This is a genomic window from Arthrobacter sp. Soil763, from assembly GCF_001428365.1.
Classification (GTDB): domain Bacteria; phylum Actinomycetota; class Actinomycetes; order Actinomycetales; family Micrococcaceae; genus Arthrobacter.
Genome location: NZ_LMSH01000001.1, coordinates 139,021 through 153,418, shown reverse-complemented (window position 1 = coordinate 153,418; position 14,398 = coordinate 139,021). Strand labels below are relative to the sequence as shown.

At 69.3% G+C, this 14,398-nt stretch carries 12 protein-coding genes; 5 read left to right on the top strand and 7 right to left on the bottom strand.

Translation table 11 applies throughout. The features are described 5' to 3' along the window. Positions 1 to 35: 35 nt before the first annotated feature. A complete protein-coding gene (locus ASG71_RS00665; protein ID WP_056736096.1) occupies positions 36 to 1,784 on the top strand; it encodes a pyruvate dehydrogenase in 1,749 nt (582 codons plus the stop codon). A gap of 28 nt (positions 1,785 to 1,812) precedes the next feature. On the opposite strand, the gene ASG71_RS00660 is transcribed toward ASG71_RS00665, so the two are convergent. Next, positions 1,813 to 2,676 carry a hydroxymethylpyrimidine/phosphomethylpyrimidine kinase gene (locus tag ASG71_RS00660; protein ID WP_056736094.1) on the bottom strand — a complete coding sequence of 288 codons (864 nt, stop codon included), beginning with the start codon at positions 2,674 to 2,676 and terminating at the stop codon, positions 1,813 to 1,815. A 143-nt stretch (positions 2,677 to 2,819) separates the two neighbouring features. On the opposite strand from ASG71_RS00660, the gene ASG71_RS00655 reads away from it, so the two are divergent. After that, entirely contained in the window at positions 2,820 to 4,211 is a 1,392-nt protein-coding gene (locus ASG71_RS00655; RefSeq protein WP_056736092.1) for an MFS transporter, read from the top strand. Positions 4,212 to 4,455: 244 nt separating this feature from the next. Next, entirely contained in the window at positions 4,456 to 5,154 is a 699-nt protein-coding gene (locus ASG71_RS00650) for a queuosine precursor transporter (protein WP_056736089.1), read from the top strand. An 80-nt stretch (positions 5,155 to 5,234) separates the two neighbouring features. On the opposite strand, the gene ASG71_RS00645 is transcribed toward ASG71_RS00650, so the two are convergent. The 6 genes from ASG71_RS00645 to ASG71_RS00620 form a co-directional block, all read right to left on the bottom strand. After that, complete coding sequence (locus ASG71_RS00645) at positions 5,235 to 5,852, bottom strand: dienelactone hydrolase family protein (protein WP_235563892.1); 618 nt, start codon at positions 5,850 to 5,852, stop codon at positions 5,235 to 5,237. 121 nt (positions 5,853 to 5,973) lie between these two features. Beyond that, positions 5,974 to 7,272, bottom strand: a complete 1,299-nt coding sequence (tgt, locus tag ASG71_RS00640) for a tRNA guanosine(34) transglycosylase Tgt (RefSeq protein ID WP_056736087.1) — start codon at positions 7,270 to 7,272, stop codon at positions 5,974 to 5,976. A gap of 33 nt (positions 7,273 to 7,305) precedes the next feature. After that, positions 7,306 to 8,031 (bottom strand): hypothetical protein, encoded by a 726-nt coding sequence (locus tag ASG71_RS00635; RefSeq protein ID WP_056736085.1) that lies wholly within the window; start codon positions 8,029 to 8,031, stop codon positions 7,306 to 7,308. A 112-nt stretch (positions 8,032 to 8,143) separates the two neighbouring features. Beyond that, positions 8,144 to 9,241 (bottom strand): DUF6707 family protein, encoded by a 1,098-nt coding sequence (locus ASG71_RS00630; protein WP_056736084.1) that lies wholly within the window; start codon positions 9,239 to 9,241, stop codon positions 8,144 to 8,146. A gap of 130 nt (positions 9,242 to 9,371) precedes the next feature. Continuing rightward, positions 9,372 to 9,911, bottom strand: a complete 540-nt coding sequence (locus ASG71_RS00625) for an NUDIX hydrolase family protein (RefSeq protein WP_056736082.1) — start codon at positions 9,909 to 9,911, stop codon at positions 9,372 to 9,374. Positions 9,912 to 9,988: 77 nt separating this feature from the next. Next, positions 9,989 to 11,191, bottom strand: a complete 1,203-nt coding sequence (locus tag ASG71_RS00620) for a PucR family transcriptional regulator (RefSeq protein ID WP_056736080.1) — start codon at positions 11,189 to 11,191, stop codon at positions 9,989 to 9,991. Between the two features lie 250 nt (positions 11,192 to 11,441). Between ASG71_RS00620 and ASG71_RS00615 the strand changes: the two genes are divergently transcribed. Together ASG71_RS00615 and ASG71_RS00610 are read left to right on the top strand one after the other, a co-directional pair. Beyond that, positions 11,442 to 12,767: an MFS transporter gene (locus ASG71_RS00615; RefSeq protein ID WP_056736079.1), complete on the top strand. Its 1,326-nt coding sequence runs from the start codon at positions 11,442 to 11,444 to the stop codon at positions 12,765 to 12,767. Beyond that, positions 12,764 to 14,392 carry a thiamine pyrophosphate-dependent enzyme gene (locus tag ASG71_RS00610; protein WP_056736077.1) on the top strand — a complete coding sequence of 543 codons (1,629 nt, stop codon included), beginning with the start codon at positions 12,764 to 12,766 and terminating at the stop codon, positions 14,390 to 14,392. Before ASG71_RS00615 ends, ASG71_RS00610 begins: the two co-directional genes overlap by 4 nt. Positions 14,393 to 14,398 lie beyond the last annotated feature (6 nt).

The following is a 14,398-nucleotide window of genomic DNA, read 5'->3' as shown; positions in this document are numbered from 1 at the left end:
GTCAGCTCATCGACCAACCCGCGGGAGCGTGCACTATGGCCAAGGAATTAGCCACCCAGCTTGTCGAACAACTCCAGGCTGCCGGCGTGCAGCGCATTTACGGGATCGTCGGCGACAGCCTCAACCCGATCGTCGACGCCGTCCGGAAGACCGGGGGCGCCGCGAAGGGCGGGATCGATTGGATCCACGTCCGGCATGAGGAAGCCGCCGCCTTCGCCGCCGCGGCCGAGGCGCAGCTGACCGGCAAGCTCGCGGTCTGCGCCGGGTCCTGCGGCCCGGGAAACCTGCACCTGATCAACGGCCTGTACGACGCCAACCGTTCCGGCGCTCCGGTGCTGGCCATCGCCTCGCACATCCCGAGCAAGCAGATCGGCAGCAGCTTCTTCCAGGAAACCCACCCGGACCGGCTGTTCAACGAGTGCTCGGTCTACTCCGAACTCATCAGCACCGCCGAACAGGCGCCGCGCGTCATGCACAGCGCCATCCAGCACGCCGTCGCGCTCCGCGGGGTCGCCGTCGTGACCCTGCCCGGCGACATCGCAGGACTGGAAGCGACCGCCGAAACCCCGGCGCCGGCGTCGTTCCGGCCGGCCGCGCTCGTGCCGGACCCCGCCAGCGTGCGGGAGCTCGCGGACGCCATCAACGACGCCGGCAAGGTCGCCATCTTCGCCGGGGCCGGCGTCGACGGCGCGCATGACGAAGTGATCGCGCTCGCCGAACTGGTGAAGGCCCCGATCGGGCACTCACTGCGCGGCAAGGACTTCATGCAGTACGACAACCCCTACGACATCGGCATGACCGGGCTGCTCGGCTACGGCGCCGCGGCCGAGGGGATCGAGGACGCGGACCTGCTGATCCTGCTCGGCACGGACTTCCCCTACGACCAGTTCCTCCCCGGGACCCGGACCGCGCAGGTCGACCGTGCCGCGCAGAACCTGGGCCGGCGCACCGACGTCGACATCGCCGTGCACGGTGACGTGCTGCCCACGCTCGCCGCACTGATGCCGCTGCTCAAGGCGAAAAAGAGCAGCCGTTTCCTGGACGCGATGCTGAAGAAGCACGACCGGCTGATGAACAAGGCCGTCGGCGCGTACACCCGCAAAGTGGAGAAGACCCAGCCGATCCATCCCGAATACGCCGCGTCGCTGCTGGACCAGGTCGCGGCCGAGGACGCGGTCTTCACCGCTGACACGGGCATGTGCAACGTCTGGACCGCGCGGTACATCAACCCGTTGGGCACCCGCCGGCTGATCGGCTCGTACCTGCACGGCTCCATGGCCAACGCTCTGCCGCACGCAATCGGCGCCCAGCTGGCCTACCCCGGCCGCCAGGTGGTGTCGGTCTCCGGCGACGGCGGCCTGTCGATGCTGCTGGGGGAGCTGATCACAGTGGCCGCGCACCGGCTGCCGGTCAACGTGGTGGTGTTCAACAACTCGACGCTCGGCATGGTCAAGCTCGAGATGCTGGTGGACGGGCTGCCCGACTTCGGCGTGGACGTGCCGGACGCCAACTACGCGGAAGTCGCCCGGGCCCTCGGGTTCCATGCCGTCCGCGTCACGGACCCGGCCAAAATCGAGACCGCGTACCGGGAGGCGTTCGCGCACCCCGGCCCGTCCCTGGTGGAGCTCATCACCGATCCGAAGGCCCTCTCGATCCCGCCGAAGATCAAGGGCGCGCAGATCCTTGGCTTCGCCACGGCCATGTCCAAGGTGGTCCTGAACCGTGGGGCCGGCGAGGCCGTGAGCATGGCGCGCAGCAACCTGCGCAACATCCCGCGGCGCTGACAGGCGCGCCGCGGGAAAGCAGGCGGTCCTAGCGGGGGCCGCCCTGCCAGAGGGCGTCGAACGGGGCGCCCGAGGCCACCCGGTTGCGGATGCCGGCGGTGACGAAGTCCTTCGCCGTCCGGGCGGCCTCCAGCGGGGTGGCGCCCTTGGCCAGCTCGGCCGTCACCGCGGCCGCCAGCGAGCAGCCGGCGCCGGAAACGGCCACCTCGCCCACCTTCGGGGCGGAGAGGACCTCCAGCGTCTCGCCGTCGTAGTAGACGTCGACGGCGTCGGGCCCGGCCAAGCGCACGCCGCCCTTGGCCAGTACGGCGGCGCCGCTCAGTTCGTGGATGCGCACGGCCGCGGCCTTGAGGGATTCGACGTCGGTGATCTCCAGTCCGGAGAGCGACTCGGCCTCGAAGTGGTTCGGCGTGACGAAGGTGGCCAGCGGCAGGATCTGCGCCTTGAGCGCCTGGTCGGTGTCCAGGGCGTGGCCCGGTTCCTGGCCCTTGCAGATCAGCACCGGGTCCAGGACCACGTTCGGGAAAGCGGAGTCGGCCAGCGCCGACGCGACCGTGGAGATCGTCGCCGGGCTGCCCAGCATGCCGATCTTGACTGTGTCGAGCACGGACGGTGCGCCGGACGCGGCGCCGTACGCCGCCGTCGTCGCCTCCAGCTGGTCGGCGATGACTTGCTGGTCCACCGCGACGAAGCGGTGGTTCCAGTCGTCCTTGGGGTCGAAGGAGACAATGCAGGTGAGGTTCGCGATGCCGAAGACGCCCAGTTCCTGGAACGTCTTCAGGTCCGCCTGCGCGCCGGCGCCGCCGGTCGCCTCGGAGCCGGCAATGGTCAGGGCGACGGCGGGGTAGGCGCTCGCGCCGGAGGTCACGTTGTCCACAGCATAGGAAGTCATGGACCCATCCTGCCACCCGCCGAAATCCGCCCGCATTGTGCGGATGACCAATATGACCAAAACCCAAGTGTTCTGGATCACCGGAACTAAGGTGGCGGACGGTGTTGCTTACTTCGCGGCGCCGGATCCAGGAAGGTTCATTGATGAGCACCCAGCTGTCCGAAGCGGCACAAACCAGACGAGCCGTAGGCAACATCCTCAAGGGATCTGCCGGCAACCTCGTGGAGTGGTACGACCTCTACGTCTACACAGTATTCGCGGCGTATTTCCAGTCGCACTTCTTCAACTCCAAGGACGAGCTGCAGGCCGGGCTTGAGGCGATGGCGGTCTTCTCGACGTCGTTCCTGATGCGGCCGATCGGTGCCTGGTTCTTCGGCCGCTACGCCGACCGCAAGGGCCGCAAGGCGGCACTGACCCTAAGCGTGACGCTGATGTCCGCTGGATCCTTCGCCATCGCGGTGCTGCCCACGCAGCAGCAAATCGGCCTGTGGGCGATGATTCTGCTGGTACTCATCCGCGTGATCCAGGGCTTCTCCGTCGGCGGCGAATACGGCACCAGCGCCACGTACATGTCCGAGGCCGCGACCAGCCAGCGCCGCGGCTTCTTCTCCAGCTTCCAGTACGTCACGCTGGTCGGCGGCCAGATGCTCGCCCTGCTGGTCCTGGTGATCCTGCAGAACGTCATGCCCAAGTCCGACCTTGGTGAGTGGGGCTGGCGGATCCCGTTCGCCATCGGCGGCGTCGCCGCGCTCGTGGTGCTGTGGCTCCGCCGCTCCATGGAGGAGACCGTCTCCGACGAACAGATCGAGGCGGCCAAGGCCCCCGTCGTCGCCGGCCAGGCCCAGCCGGGCACCATGAAGCTGCTGTTCACCAGCTACTGGAAGCCGCTGCTGATCTGCATCGGCGTCACGCTCGGCGGCACCGTGGCGTTCTACACGTACACCAACTTCATCCTGAAGTTCATGAACGATACGTCCGGCATCGCCAAGACCGAGACCTCCGTGATCAACTTCTGGGCGCTGTTCATCTTCATGCTTCTCCAGCCGGTCTACGGCATCATCTCGGACAAGGTGGGCCGTAAGCCGCTGCTGCTCTGGTTCGGCATCACCGGCGTGCTCTTCACCTGGCCGCTGCTCTCCACCCTGGCCGGCACCAAGGATCCGTTCACCGCATTCCTGCTGATGATGGGCGGCCTGCTGATCGTCGGCGGCTACACCTCGATCAACGCCCTCGTGAAGGCCGAACTGTTCCCCGCCTCCATCCGCGCGCTCGGCGTCGGCCTGGGCTACGCGATCGCCAACTCGCTCTTCGGCGGCACCGTTCCGCTGATCGGCGCGGCGCTGCAGAAGGCCGGCCAGGAAGAGCTGTTCTTCACCTACGTCACGGTCGCCATCGGCCTCTCGCTGCTGGTCTACATCTTCGCGCTGAAGAACAAGAAGTCCACGCACCTGGACCACGAACAGGGCCACGCCTGGGAGTCCGCTGCCGCCCGCGAGGGCGACGGCAAGGACCTCGTGGACGCCTCGCGCCGCTAGGGCTCGCGGGCGCACCACGGACGACGGCGGGTCGCCGGCTCCGGGACTTCGGTTCCGCTAGCCGGCGGCCCGCCGTCGTCGTTAAGGGCTAAGTGGCCGGCGCGCCGGGAGTGCGCCGTGTGATGGGAGAATGGAGGCGGTTCCGGGCGGCGTGCGGCCGGAACCTCCAGTGCTAATACAGCCGGCCGCCCAGGGCAGCGCACGTCACGGGCCGCCGAGCGAACCACTACGAAATGGAACACCCATGACTTCCGCCAAGACCTTCCCGGCCGCGGCCCCGCCAAAATTCGCGTCGATCGGCTCCCCCTACTTCGGCATCATGCTGGCCGTCATGGCCGTGGTGCTGATCCTGTCCAATATCGGGGCCTCCAAGGGCGTGGCGATCGGTCCGATCGTCACCGACGGCGGCTTCTTCCTCTTCCCGCTGGCCTACATCCTGGGTGACGTCATCAGCGAGGTCTACGGCTTCAAGGTCGCCCGCAAGGCAATTATCACCAGCTTCGCGCTGTCCGTCTTCGCCTCCCTCAGCTACTGGATCATCATCGTGCTGCCCGGCTTCGACGACGAGTACGGTGCGGCGAAGCAGTCTGCGCTGGAAGACGCCCTGGGTCCCGTCCCGCAGATCGTGCTGGCCTCACTGCTCGCCTTCCTCGCCGGCCAGACCATCAACTCCTGGATCCTGGTGAAAATGAAGGCCCGGACAGGGGAGAAGTCGCTGTGGGCCCGAATCATGGGTTCCTCCGTGGCCGGGGAACTCGTCGACACGCTGATTTTCTGCAGCATCGCCGCCTCGGTGATCGGCATTCCCGATGTTCCGACGTTTGTGAACTACGTCCTGGTGGGGTTCCTCTACAAGACCCTCGTGGAGTTCGCGTTCGTACCGCTGACCACGCTCGCTATCGGCTGGGTCAAGAAGCGCGAACCGAGCTATGGGGTGGCCTAGCTCAGTACACCTGGCTCCGTAAGGGGTAGGCGCCGGGTCCGGCCGACGGGGAGCCGGCCCCGGCCGGCGGAGCGCCCGTGTCAGGACTTGAGCGTGCCGTCGAGGAGGTCGCGGAGCTCGCGGAAGTGCCGTTCGGTGGCTTCCGGGTGGAACGCGGACGTGTCCGCCATCGAATAGCCGTGCGGTGCCCCCGCGTAAATTTCATTGGCGGACTGCAGGCCGGCGGCGTCCAGTGCCTCGCCCAGCCGGGCCACCGCGGCGGCGTCCATGCTCCGGTCATGGTCGGCGTGGCCGAAGACGAACCGGGCGCGGGCGGTGCCGAGGCCCAGGTGGGGGCTGTCGGGCTCGTCGGTGGCCAGCCCGCCGCCGTGGAACCCGCCGCAGGCCGCCACCTCGTCCGGATGGGCGGTGGCGGTGCGGACGGCCAGCCGCGCGCCCATGCAGTAGCCGGTGACCCCGATGGGGCCCGGTGCGACGCCGTCGAGCCCGCGCAGCGCCTGGACCCAGGCGTCGATGTCCGGCAGGGCTTTGTCCGTGGTGAGGCGTCCGACGCGCGGGAAGGCAGCTGCGCCCGCCGCCTCGCGGCCCTCCGGCGTCGTCATGTCGAGGGCCGGGGCCAGCTCGGCCGCCGTTCCTTCGCGGTAGAAGACGTTCGGGGCCAGGACGATGTAGCCCCAGTCGGCAATGCGCTGCGCCATGTCCTGGAGGGGCGGGCCACGAGGGCCTCGGCCGTGCCGTCTGCGGCAGGGATCTCGATAAACATCCGGCCAGCCTATCCGACGCCGTTTCACCGGCCGCGGCGGGCCGCTCGGAGAACGGCTAGGAGTAGTACCGGGCCAGGGTTTCGGCCTTGAACTCGAAGAAGGTGCCGTTCTCGATGGCGAGGCGGGCGTCGTCGACCATCTTCACCACGAAACGCTCGTTGTGGATCGAGATCAGGGTGGCCGAGACCATTTCCTTGGCCTTGAACAGGTGGTGGATGTAGGCCCGGGAGTAGTTCAAGCAGGCGTAGCAGTCGCAGCCTTCCTGCAGCGGCCCGAAGTCGCGCTTGTACATGGCCCCGGAGAGGTTGTACCGCCCGGTGGGGTGGTAGAAGGCGGAGTTGCGCGCCACCCGGGTGGGGGAGACACAGTCGAAGGTGTCTGCGCCGTTTTCGATCGCAGTGAAGATGTCGTCCGGCTCGGAGATGCCCAGCAGGTGCCGGGGCTTGTCCTCCGGCAGCTCCTCGTTGCACCAGCGCACGATCGTGCCGAGGTTCTCCTTCTCCAGCGCGCCGCCGATGCCGAAGCCGTCGAAGTTCATCGCGCCAAGGTCCCGGCAGGCCTTCCGGCGCAGGTCCTCGTACTGTGCACCCTGGATCACGCCGAAGAGCGCCTGGTACGGCTTGCCGACCCGCTCCTCCGTGAGCCGGAAGTGCTCGGAGATGCAGCGTTCGGCCCAGCGCCGGGTGCGTTCCAGGGACTCCTCCTGGTAACCGCGGGAGTTCTGCAGCGTGGTCAGCTCATCGAAGGCGAACATGATGTCCGCGCCGATCTGGTGCTGGACATTCATCGAGATTTCGGGGCTGAACCGGTGCCGGTCGCCGTTGAGGTGGCTCTTGAACCACACGCCTTCCTCGTCGACGTGGGCCAGGCGTTCCTTGCCGGGCGCGACGGCGTCGTCCGGACCCGAGGAGTCGACCGACTTCATGTCGATGACCTTCTTGAACCCGGAGCCGAGGCTCATGACCTGGAACCCGCCGGAGTCGGTGAACGTCGGGCCGCGCCAGTTCATGAACGCGCCCAGCCCGCCGGCCTCGTCCAGCACGTCCGCGCCCGGCTGCAGGTAGAGGTGGTAGGCGTTGGCGAGCACCGCCTGCGCGCCGAGTTCGGCGACGGACTCGGGCAGCACGGATTTGACCGTGGCCTTGGTGCCGACGGCGATGAAGGCCGGCGTCTTGATCTCGCCGTGCGGGGTCGTGATGGTGCCGGTGCGGCCCAGGAACTCCCCGCCGTTCTGCTGGACCTGCGCGGGTGACGGGGCGCAGGTTTCGCTCAGGCGCTTGCCCACCCGGAACGAGAACTCGGACTGGCGGGCGGCAGTGGCGGGCAACGGCGTGGAGTCGGGGTTAGCTGGCACCGTTCAAGTGTGCCAGCTAACACGGCCCGGGCCTTAGTGCAGCGGGTCGGATGTGGGGTAGTTCTCAGCCCGCCAGCTGTCCCAGTAATCGCGGATGGCCTCCAGCTGGTGGGCGCCGAGGTCGTACGTCGAGACGATTACGAGCGAACCGCCCTCCGGCCGCAGCTCGGGAATGGCGGGCTGGTCGGCCACGATGACCAGGCCGTCACCGTGTTCGGCGTAGCTGTGGACGGTCAGGCCCACCTGGTGGTTGCTGCGGTACCAGACCTTCCCGGCGACCTCCTCGCCGGTCGCCAGGGTGAGCGAGTAAGGCTCGCCCGGGGCGGGCACGTCGGCCAGGCCCAGCTTCTCGATCGCGGAGCCCGCGGTACCGGGGACGGCGAAGAAGAAGGTGCGCCGCGTGCCGTGCGGGTGCCGTTCGAGGGCGAACCGGAGCTGGTGCAAAAAGGTCAGCCAGCCCTGGGTGATGTCCTCGTCCCACGCCGCCCACTCGGAGTTGTGGTCCACCGCGGCGCGCGTCACGCTCACCTCGGTTCCGGCCGCGACGGGCTTGAGCGTGAAGATGTCGCCGCCGTCGACGACGAGCGAGGTGTGGTCCGCGCTCTCGACGACGTTGGGGCTGAAGTAGATCGCGTTGATCTCGGCGGACTGGTCGTCGGCCTCCCAGCCGTGCCACTGGGCCACTTTGGCGGGTTCACGCAGCATGGTCCAGACCTGCTGCGCGTCGGAGTTGATCACGACGCTGAGATTGTTCGTCATGGGGGTGAATGTACCGCTACCCGGCCCGGCCCGGGTAGGGTCCACCGGCGCCCGGCGGTGCCCCGGCGGTGCCCCGGCGGCGTCCCGGCGGTGCCGCGCGGGCCCCCCGGGGTCAGCCGCGGACGGACTCGAGTTCGTTACCGATCCGGCGTTCGAGCTCCGGCGCGTCGATGGTCTGCGAACCGCCGTGGGCGCGCAGGAACAGGAGCGCCTCCAGCCGCAGGAGCCGCCATTCGCGCTCCGCGTCCGCGTTGGAGTTGTCGATCGCCCGGAAGATTTCCTTGTCGTAAAGGTTTGGCTCGTTCAGGGAGCGCTGGCGCACCTTGGCGTTGATCCTGGCCTTGAACGGGTCGGTCTCCATGGAGTCCGGGGCGCGCAGGAACTTCTCGTAGACGGCGGCCCGGTCCGACTCGCCGCGCAGGCGGCAAATGTAGCTGGCCAGCGCGAGGGAGGACTGCACGGAAGCCCAGCGGCCGCGGTTTCCGTCGAAGGGCAGCACGTTGAGCAGGTCCGCGACGGCCAGTGCGTTGTCGGCGTCCTTGAGCACGACGAACAGCTCGTGGGCCAGGTCGCTGAGGTCCTTGAGGCAGCTGCCGGACTTGGTGTTGATGCCCTTGGCGAGCCGGTCGCAAAGCAGCTGCACGCCCGGCGCGTCGGGGTGCGCGCCGGCCGCGGCTTCGACGACCGATTCCGGGGTCCCCCCGGCGGCCGGGATCAGGGCCAGGTCGGCTTCGCTGGGCCCGCTCACCGCGGGCGGCGCCACGGGAGCCGGAGGAACGACGACGGCGGGAGCCGCCGGCGTCGCGGTGTCCGCCGCGGCGGCGGGCCGGACGAGCTGGAGCTCGGCTCCGTTGTCCGGGGCGGCGTCCCCGGCAGGGTCACCGGGGTGAGCGGCGGCTGGGCTGGCCGGGGAGGAACCGGCGGCCTCTGGGGCCTGGCCGGGCACCGTGTCCGGGCCGTCGTCGGAGGGGCCAGCGCCGTCCTCCGAAGGGTCCTGGACCAGGACCACGGAGCCGGCCGCGATCCGCAGCACCCCGCCGCCGGTGAGGGTGGCCCGGATGAGCGCGGGGGAACCGAAATCGTCGTCGTCAACGTCCACGCGCTGGATTTCGGCCGTGCGCGTGGCGTCAGGCAGGAGCAGCAGATCCCCGGTCCGCAGAGATCCCGCCTGCCGTTCGCTGTAGTTCAGGGAGGCTGTGGGGTGGGTCATCTGGAGTCCTTAAATTCTCTTTCGGTCCGCCCACCAGTCTACAAAGGCAGGCGTGCGAAGTCGGGGACGCCGGGGTTCGTCCGGGAGCCCCGGACACCCCGGGCCGGTCCGACGGCGCGGCCCCGGGGCCCTAGTGGCCGACGCCGGCGAAGGCCAGGGCCTGCCGGATCAGGGCGCCCCGGCCGCCGCTGAACTCCAACTGCACGCCGGAGCTCAACACCTCGTCCGGGGTCATCCAGGTCAGTTCCAGCGCATCCTGCCGCGGGGAGCATTCCCCGGTGACCGGGATGATGTACGCGAGGGCGACGGCGTGCTGCCGGTCATCGGTAAAACCGGTGTGGGACGGGGAAGGGAAGTATTCGGCCACGGTGAACGGGACCGGGCTGATCGGCAGTTGCGGGAACGCCAGCGGACCGAGGTCCTTTTCCATATGGCGCAGCAGGGCCGCCCGGATGGTCTCGCGGTAGAGCACCCGGCCGGACACCAGCGACCGGACCATGGTGCCGTCCTCGTCGGCCTGCAACAGGGTGCCGACCTCGTTCACGAACCCCAGCGGGTCCAGCCGGACCGGGACCGCCTCGACGTAGACCATCGGCAGCCGGCCGCGGGCTTCGAAGAGATCGTCATCGGAAAGCCAGCCGGGATTGGGGTCGGGAGTGCGCACGTTCATGCTTAAGTTCTACCCCATCCCGGTTCGGCGGGCATGGTTGCGGCCCGCCGGGCCCGGCGGGACTTCAGGCCCATCGTTCAGGCCCAGGCGACGACGACGCGGGCAGCCTGCGCGGGCACTGCCAGGTCGAGCCCGGTGAGGTCCTGGAAGCGGCCGATCCGGTTGAGGATGGTGTTGCGGTGGCAGAACAGCCGCTCGGCCGTGGCGGTGACGCTCCCGGTCTGGAGGAAGTGCCGGACCGTCTCCTCCAGCCGCTCGCGTTCCCCGCTGCGGCACACCGCCAGGGCCGCGTCCAGGTCGGCCGGCAGATCCAGTCCGGCGTCGGTCAGCTGCTGCTTGGCCAGCCGCGTCCACGCTTCGTGGGCGGAGAGCGGGCCGGCGTCCGTGCCCTGCAGCAGGGAGGCGAGGGTCTCAGCGGTGCGGGCCGCCGCCGGCAGGGCGCGCAGGCCGGCGGCCTCCGGGACGTAGCCGCAGGCCACGCCGGCGAGGGCGGCCGGAACCGTCGGCCGGCTCCCTGGTCGGGGCTGCGGCAGCGGCCAGAAAAGGTACGTATTGCCACCGAATTCGTGGACGAAAAAGCGGCTCCGGTGCTGCGGCCCGGAACCCGGGGCCGCAGCACGGCGCAAGGCGGCCGCCGCGGGACCGCTGGCGGCCACGAGGCCAAAGCGCGCGGCCGGGTCAATCCCCAGCGCCGCGGCGACCTGGTTGACCGTATCCGCGGACGGGCTGGACTGGTTGAAGAGACGGGCGATGAACTCGCGGCGGATGCTGGACTCCTCCTGCGCCATCCGCACCCGCTCGGTCAGGTAACTGGTGTGGGTGCGGGTCGCGAATTCATCCACCACCCGCCAGACCCGGTCCACCCGCGAGGCCAGCAGGGCGGCGTCTCCGGCGTCGGCGATCTGGAGCAGGCACTCCCAGATGATGCTGAAGTCCAGCCGCACCGCGGAGATCAGCGCTTCCGGCGGGATGCCGGCCCGGGCCCTCTTGGCCCCCAGCCCGGCGGCGAAGCCCAGCAGCGACTCCATCTCCGGTTCCGCGCCCGCCTCGTCGCCGGGGCGAAGGTGCTGCTTCCTGCTGCGCAGGCCGTCGACCAGCCGGCTGAAGGTCTCGCGGGCGGTTTCGGCCAAGTCGCCAGGTCCGAGCTGGGTGTCGGCGTATTCCGGGATCTCGCGGACCCTTGCCGCGAAAACCTCGGCCAGGGAGTCGGTCCGGCCGTGGAGCAGCTCAACGAGCTCGGCCCAGCGGCGGGAGTCACCCGGGGAATGAAAACTGTGCATTCACACATTCTAGGCGCGGATTTTCGTGGTGCACTGATAGTTTTTTGGGCGAATTGTGCTGGCAGAATGGAGCACAAGAAACCGCGTGAGCGTAGTCACACCGCCGCCACAGCATCCGCAGGCACTCGGGCGGCCAGGCAGCGGCTGTTCACGCAGCAACTCACGCAGCATCACCGCACCGGCGCACTCCGCAGTCCCGCACTGCCGGATGGCCGGCCGTCCCGGTCCCTTCCGCCTCATTGGAGAAACCATGGCAAGCAACGCCACAACGCAGCTGAACCAGCCGCCCCGCATCGTCGACGAGAGCGTGACCAAGAAGGTCGCGCTCGCCGCCCTGGTGGGCACCGCCCTGGAATGGTACGACTTCTTCCTCTTCACCACCGCGGCCGCCCTGGTGTTCAACACCCAGTACTTCGTCTCGCAGGACCCCTTCGTCGCGGCCATGAGTTCCTTCGCCACCCTTGCCGTCGGCTTCGTCGCCCGGCCGATCGGCGGATTCATCTTCGGCGCCCTCGGCGACAAGATCGGCCGCAAGAAGATCCTCATGGTCACGATCGTCGGGATCGGCGTCGTCACCGGCCTGATCGGCATACTGCCGAACTACATGAGCATCGGCGTCGCCGCCCCCGCCATCCTGGTGGCCCTGCGCATCCTCCAGGGCCTCGCCGTCGGCGGCGAGTGGAGCGGCGCGGTGATCATCGCCGTCGAGAACGCCCCGGTCGCCAAGCGCGCACGGTACGCCGCGCTTCCGCAGATCGGGTCGCCGATCGGCACCATCCTGTCCTCGGGCGGCTTCTTCGGCATGCTCGCCCTGGTCGGCCAGAGCAACTTCGACGCCTGGGGCTGGCGCATTCCCTTCGTAGCGGCCCTGCCGTTGCTGGCCGTTTCGCTCTGGATCCGCAGCAAGCTCAGCGAATCCCCGGAGTTCGAGGCGCTGATGGAGGCCGGCGAAACCGAGCACGCCCCCATCCGCGGGGTGCTGACGAAGAGCTGGCGCCAGATCCTGGTGGGCATGTGCTCGGCGCTGCTCGGCATTGGCGGTTTCTACCTCATCACCAGCTTCGTGGTCTTCTACGGCACCAAGATCCTGAAGATGCCCTCCGAGATCCTGCTGGCCGGTTCGCTGCTCGCGGCCGTGTTCGAAATCTTCGTCCTGATCTGGGCCGGTCGGATGGGCGAGAAGTACGGCGCCAGCAAGGTCATCCTGTGGGGCGGCGTGGCGTCCGCCGTCGTCGCGATCCCCGTCTTCCTGGCCATCAACACCGCCAACCCGGTGCTCGTGATCGCCGCCATGATCCTCGGCGTGGCCACCCTGTCGGTGCCGTACGCGGTCTCCGGCACGGCCCTCACCGCGCTGTTCGCCACCAAAGTCCGCTACACCGGCGTGGCCATCACCTCCAACAGCGCCGGGGTCATCTCCGGCTTCATCCCGCTGTTCGCGACCGCGCTGGTTGCCGCGGCCGGCAACTCGTTCTGGCCCGGGGCCTTCATCCTCCTGGTGGTCTCCGCGCTGACCGCGCTCTCCGGGCTGCTGCTGCCGTCCCTGAGCATTGCGGAAGAAGGAATGAAGCATTGAGCACCACCGCCGGGCACCTGATCGTCGAGCAGCTGGAACGGGCCGGCATCAGGCGGGTCTACGGGGTGCCCGGTGAAAGCTTCCTCGACGTCCTGGACGGGCTGCACGGTTCGCCGATTGAGACGGTCGTCACCCGCCACGAGGGCGGCGCCGGGTTCATGGCCGTGGCCGAGGGGCGGCTGACCGACCTTCCCGGCGTGGCCATGGTCACCCGCGGGCCGGGCGCCGCCAACGCCTTCATCGCCGTCCACACCGCGCACCAGGACGCCACGCCGATGATCCTCTTCGTGGGGCTCATCCCGGTGGCCGACCGGGGGCGGGAGTCGTTCCAGGAGTTCGACATCAACGCCTGGTTCGGCAGCACGGCCAAGAAGGTCGTGACGCTCGACGACGCGGCCTCCGCCGCCCGGGTGGTGGACGACGCCATCTTCACGGCCCTCAGCGGACGGCCGGGTCCCGTGGTCATCGGCCTGCCCGAGGACGTGCTGGTCCGCAGCGTGGACGCCGGCACCGTCGAGCCGCGCCGGGTGGCCCGGACCCGGCCGGCCGACCCCGGGCTCGCTGAGCTGGAAGAGCGGTTGGCCTCCGCCGCCAGGCCCCTGCTCGTCGTCGGCGGCGAGGGCTGGGACCAGGCGGCATCGGACGCCCTGGCTGGCTGGGCCGCGCGCCACGGCGTCCCCGTGTTGGCCGACTTCCGCGCCTACGACGCGATCCCGCACGGCAGCGGCAGCTACGCCGGCTACCTCGGCTACGCGCGGAGCGACGCCAACGCGCACCGCCTTGATGAGGCGGACCTCCTGGTCTTCGTGGGCTGCGTGCGCTCCGACGTCCTCTCCGACGGCTACACCCGCGGGCTGGATGCGGTCACCGTCGTGGTCAACCCCGACGCCGACCTCAAGGGCCACTTCGGCCGGCTGGACCAGCACCTGCCGGTCCACGTTGCCGCCTTCGCGGACGCCATCTCCGGCACGACGTCGGCCGTACGGCCGGCGGCAGGCTGGCTGGAGGACGCCCGGGCCGACTACGAAAAGTTCTCCACCGCGCAGCCGGACGCGGCCGGCGGCCCGGGCTACGTGGACCTCGGCGTGGTGATGGAGATCCTCAAACAGGAACTGGACGACGACGCCGTCATCACCTACGGCGCCGGCAACCACTCGCTGTGGCCGGCCCGGTACCTCCGGCACAACGCCGCCAACTCGCTCGCGGCGCCCCGCAACGGCGCCATGGGCATGGGGATCCCCGCCGCCGTGGCGGCGTCGCTGGCCTACCCCGGGCGCCAAGTGGTCTCCGTCGCCGGCGACGGCTGCTTCCTCATGAACGGGCAGGAGATCGCCACCGCGATGGGCCACGGCGCCCGCTTCATCGCACTCGTGGTCGACAACGGAATCTTCGCGACGATCCGCGAACACCAGGAGCAGCACTACCCGGGACGGCCTTCCGGCACGCACATGACCAACCCGGACTTCGCCGCCCTGGCGCGCTCCTACGGCGGCTACGGCGAGCGGGTGGAGTCAACGGCGGACTTCGCCGCAGCGTTCCGCCGCGCCGCAGCCTCGGGGCTGCCGGCCGTGCTGCACCTGCCCCAGGACCCCGCCGTCCGCGCCCCCAAGACCGCAAGCAACTGACTGGAG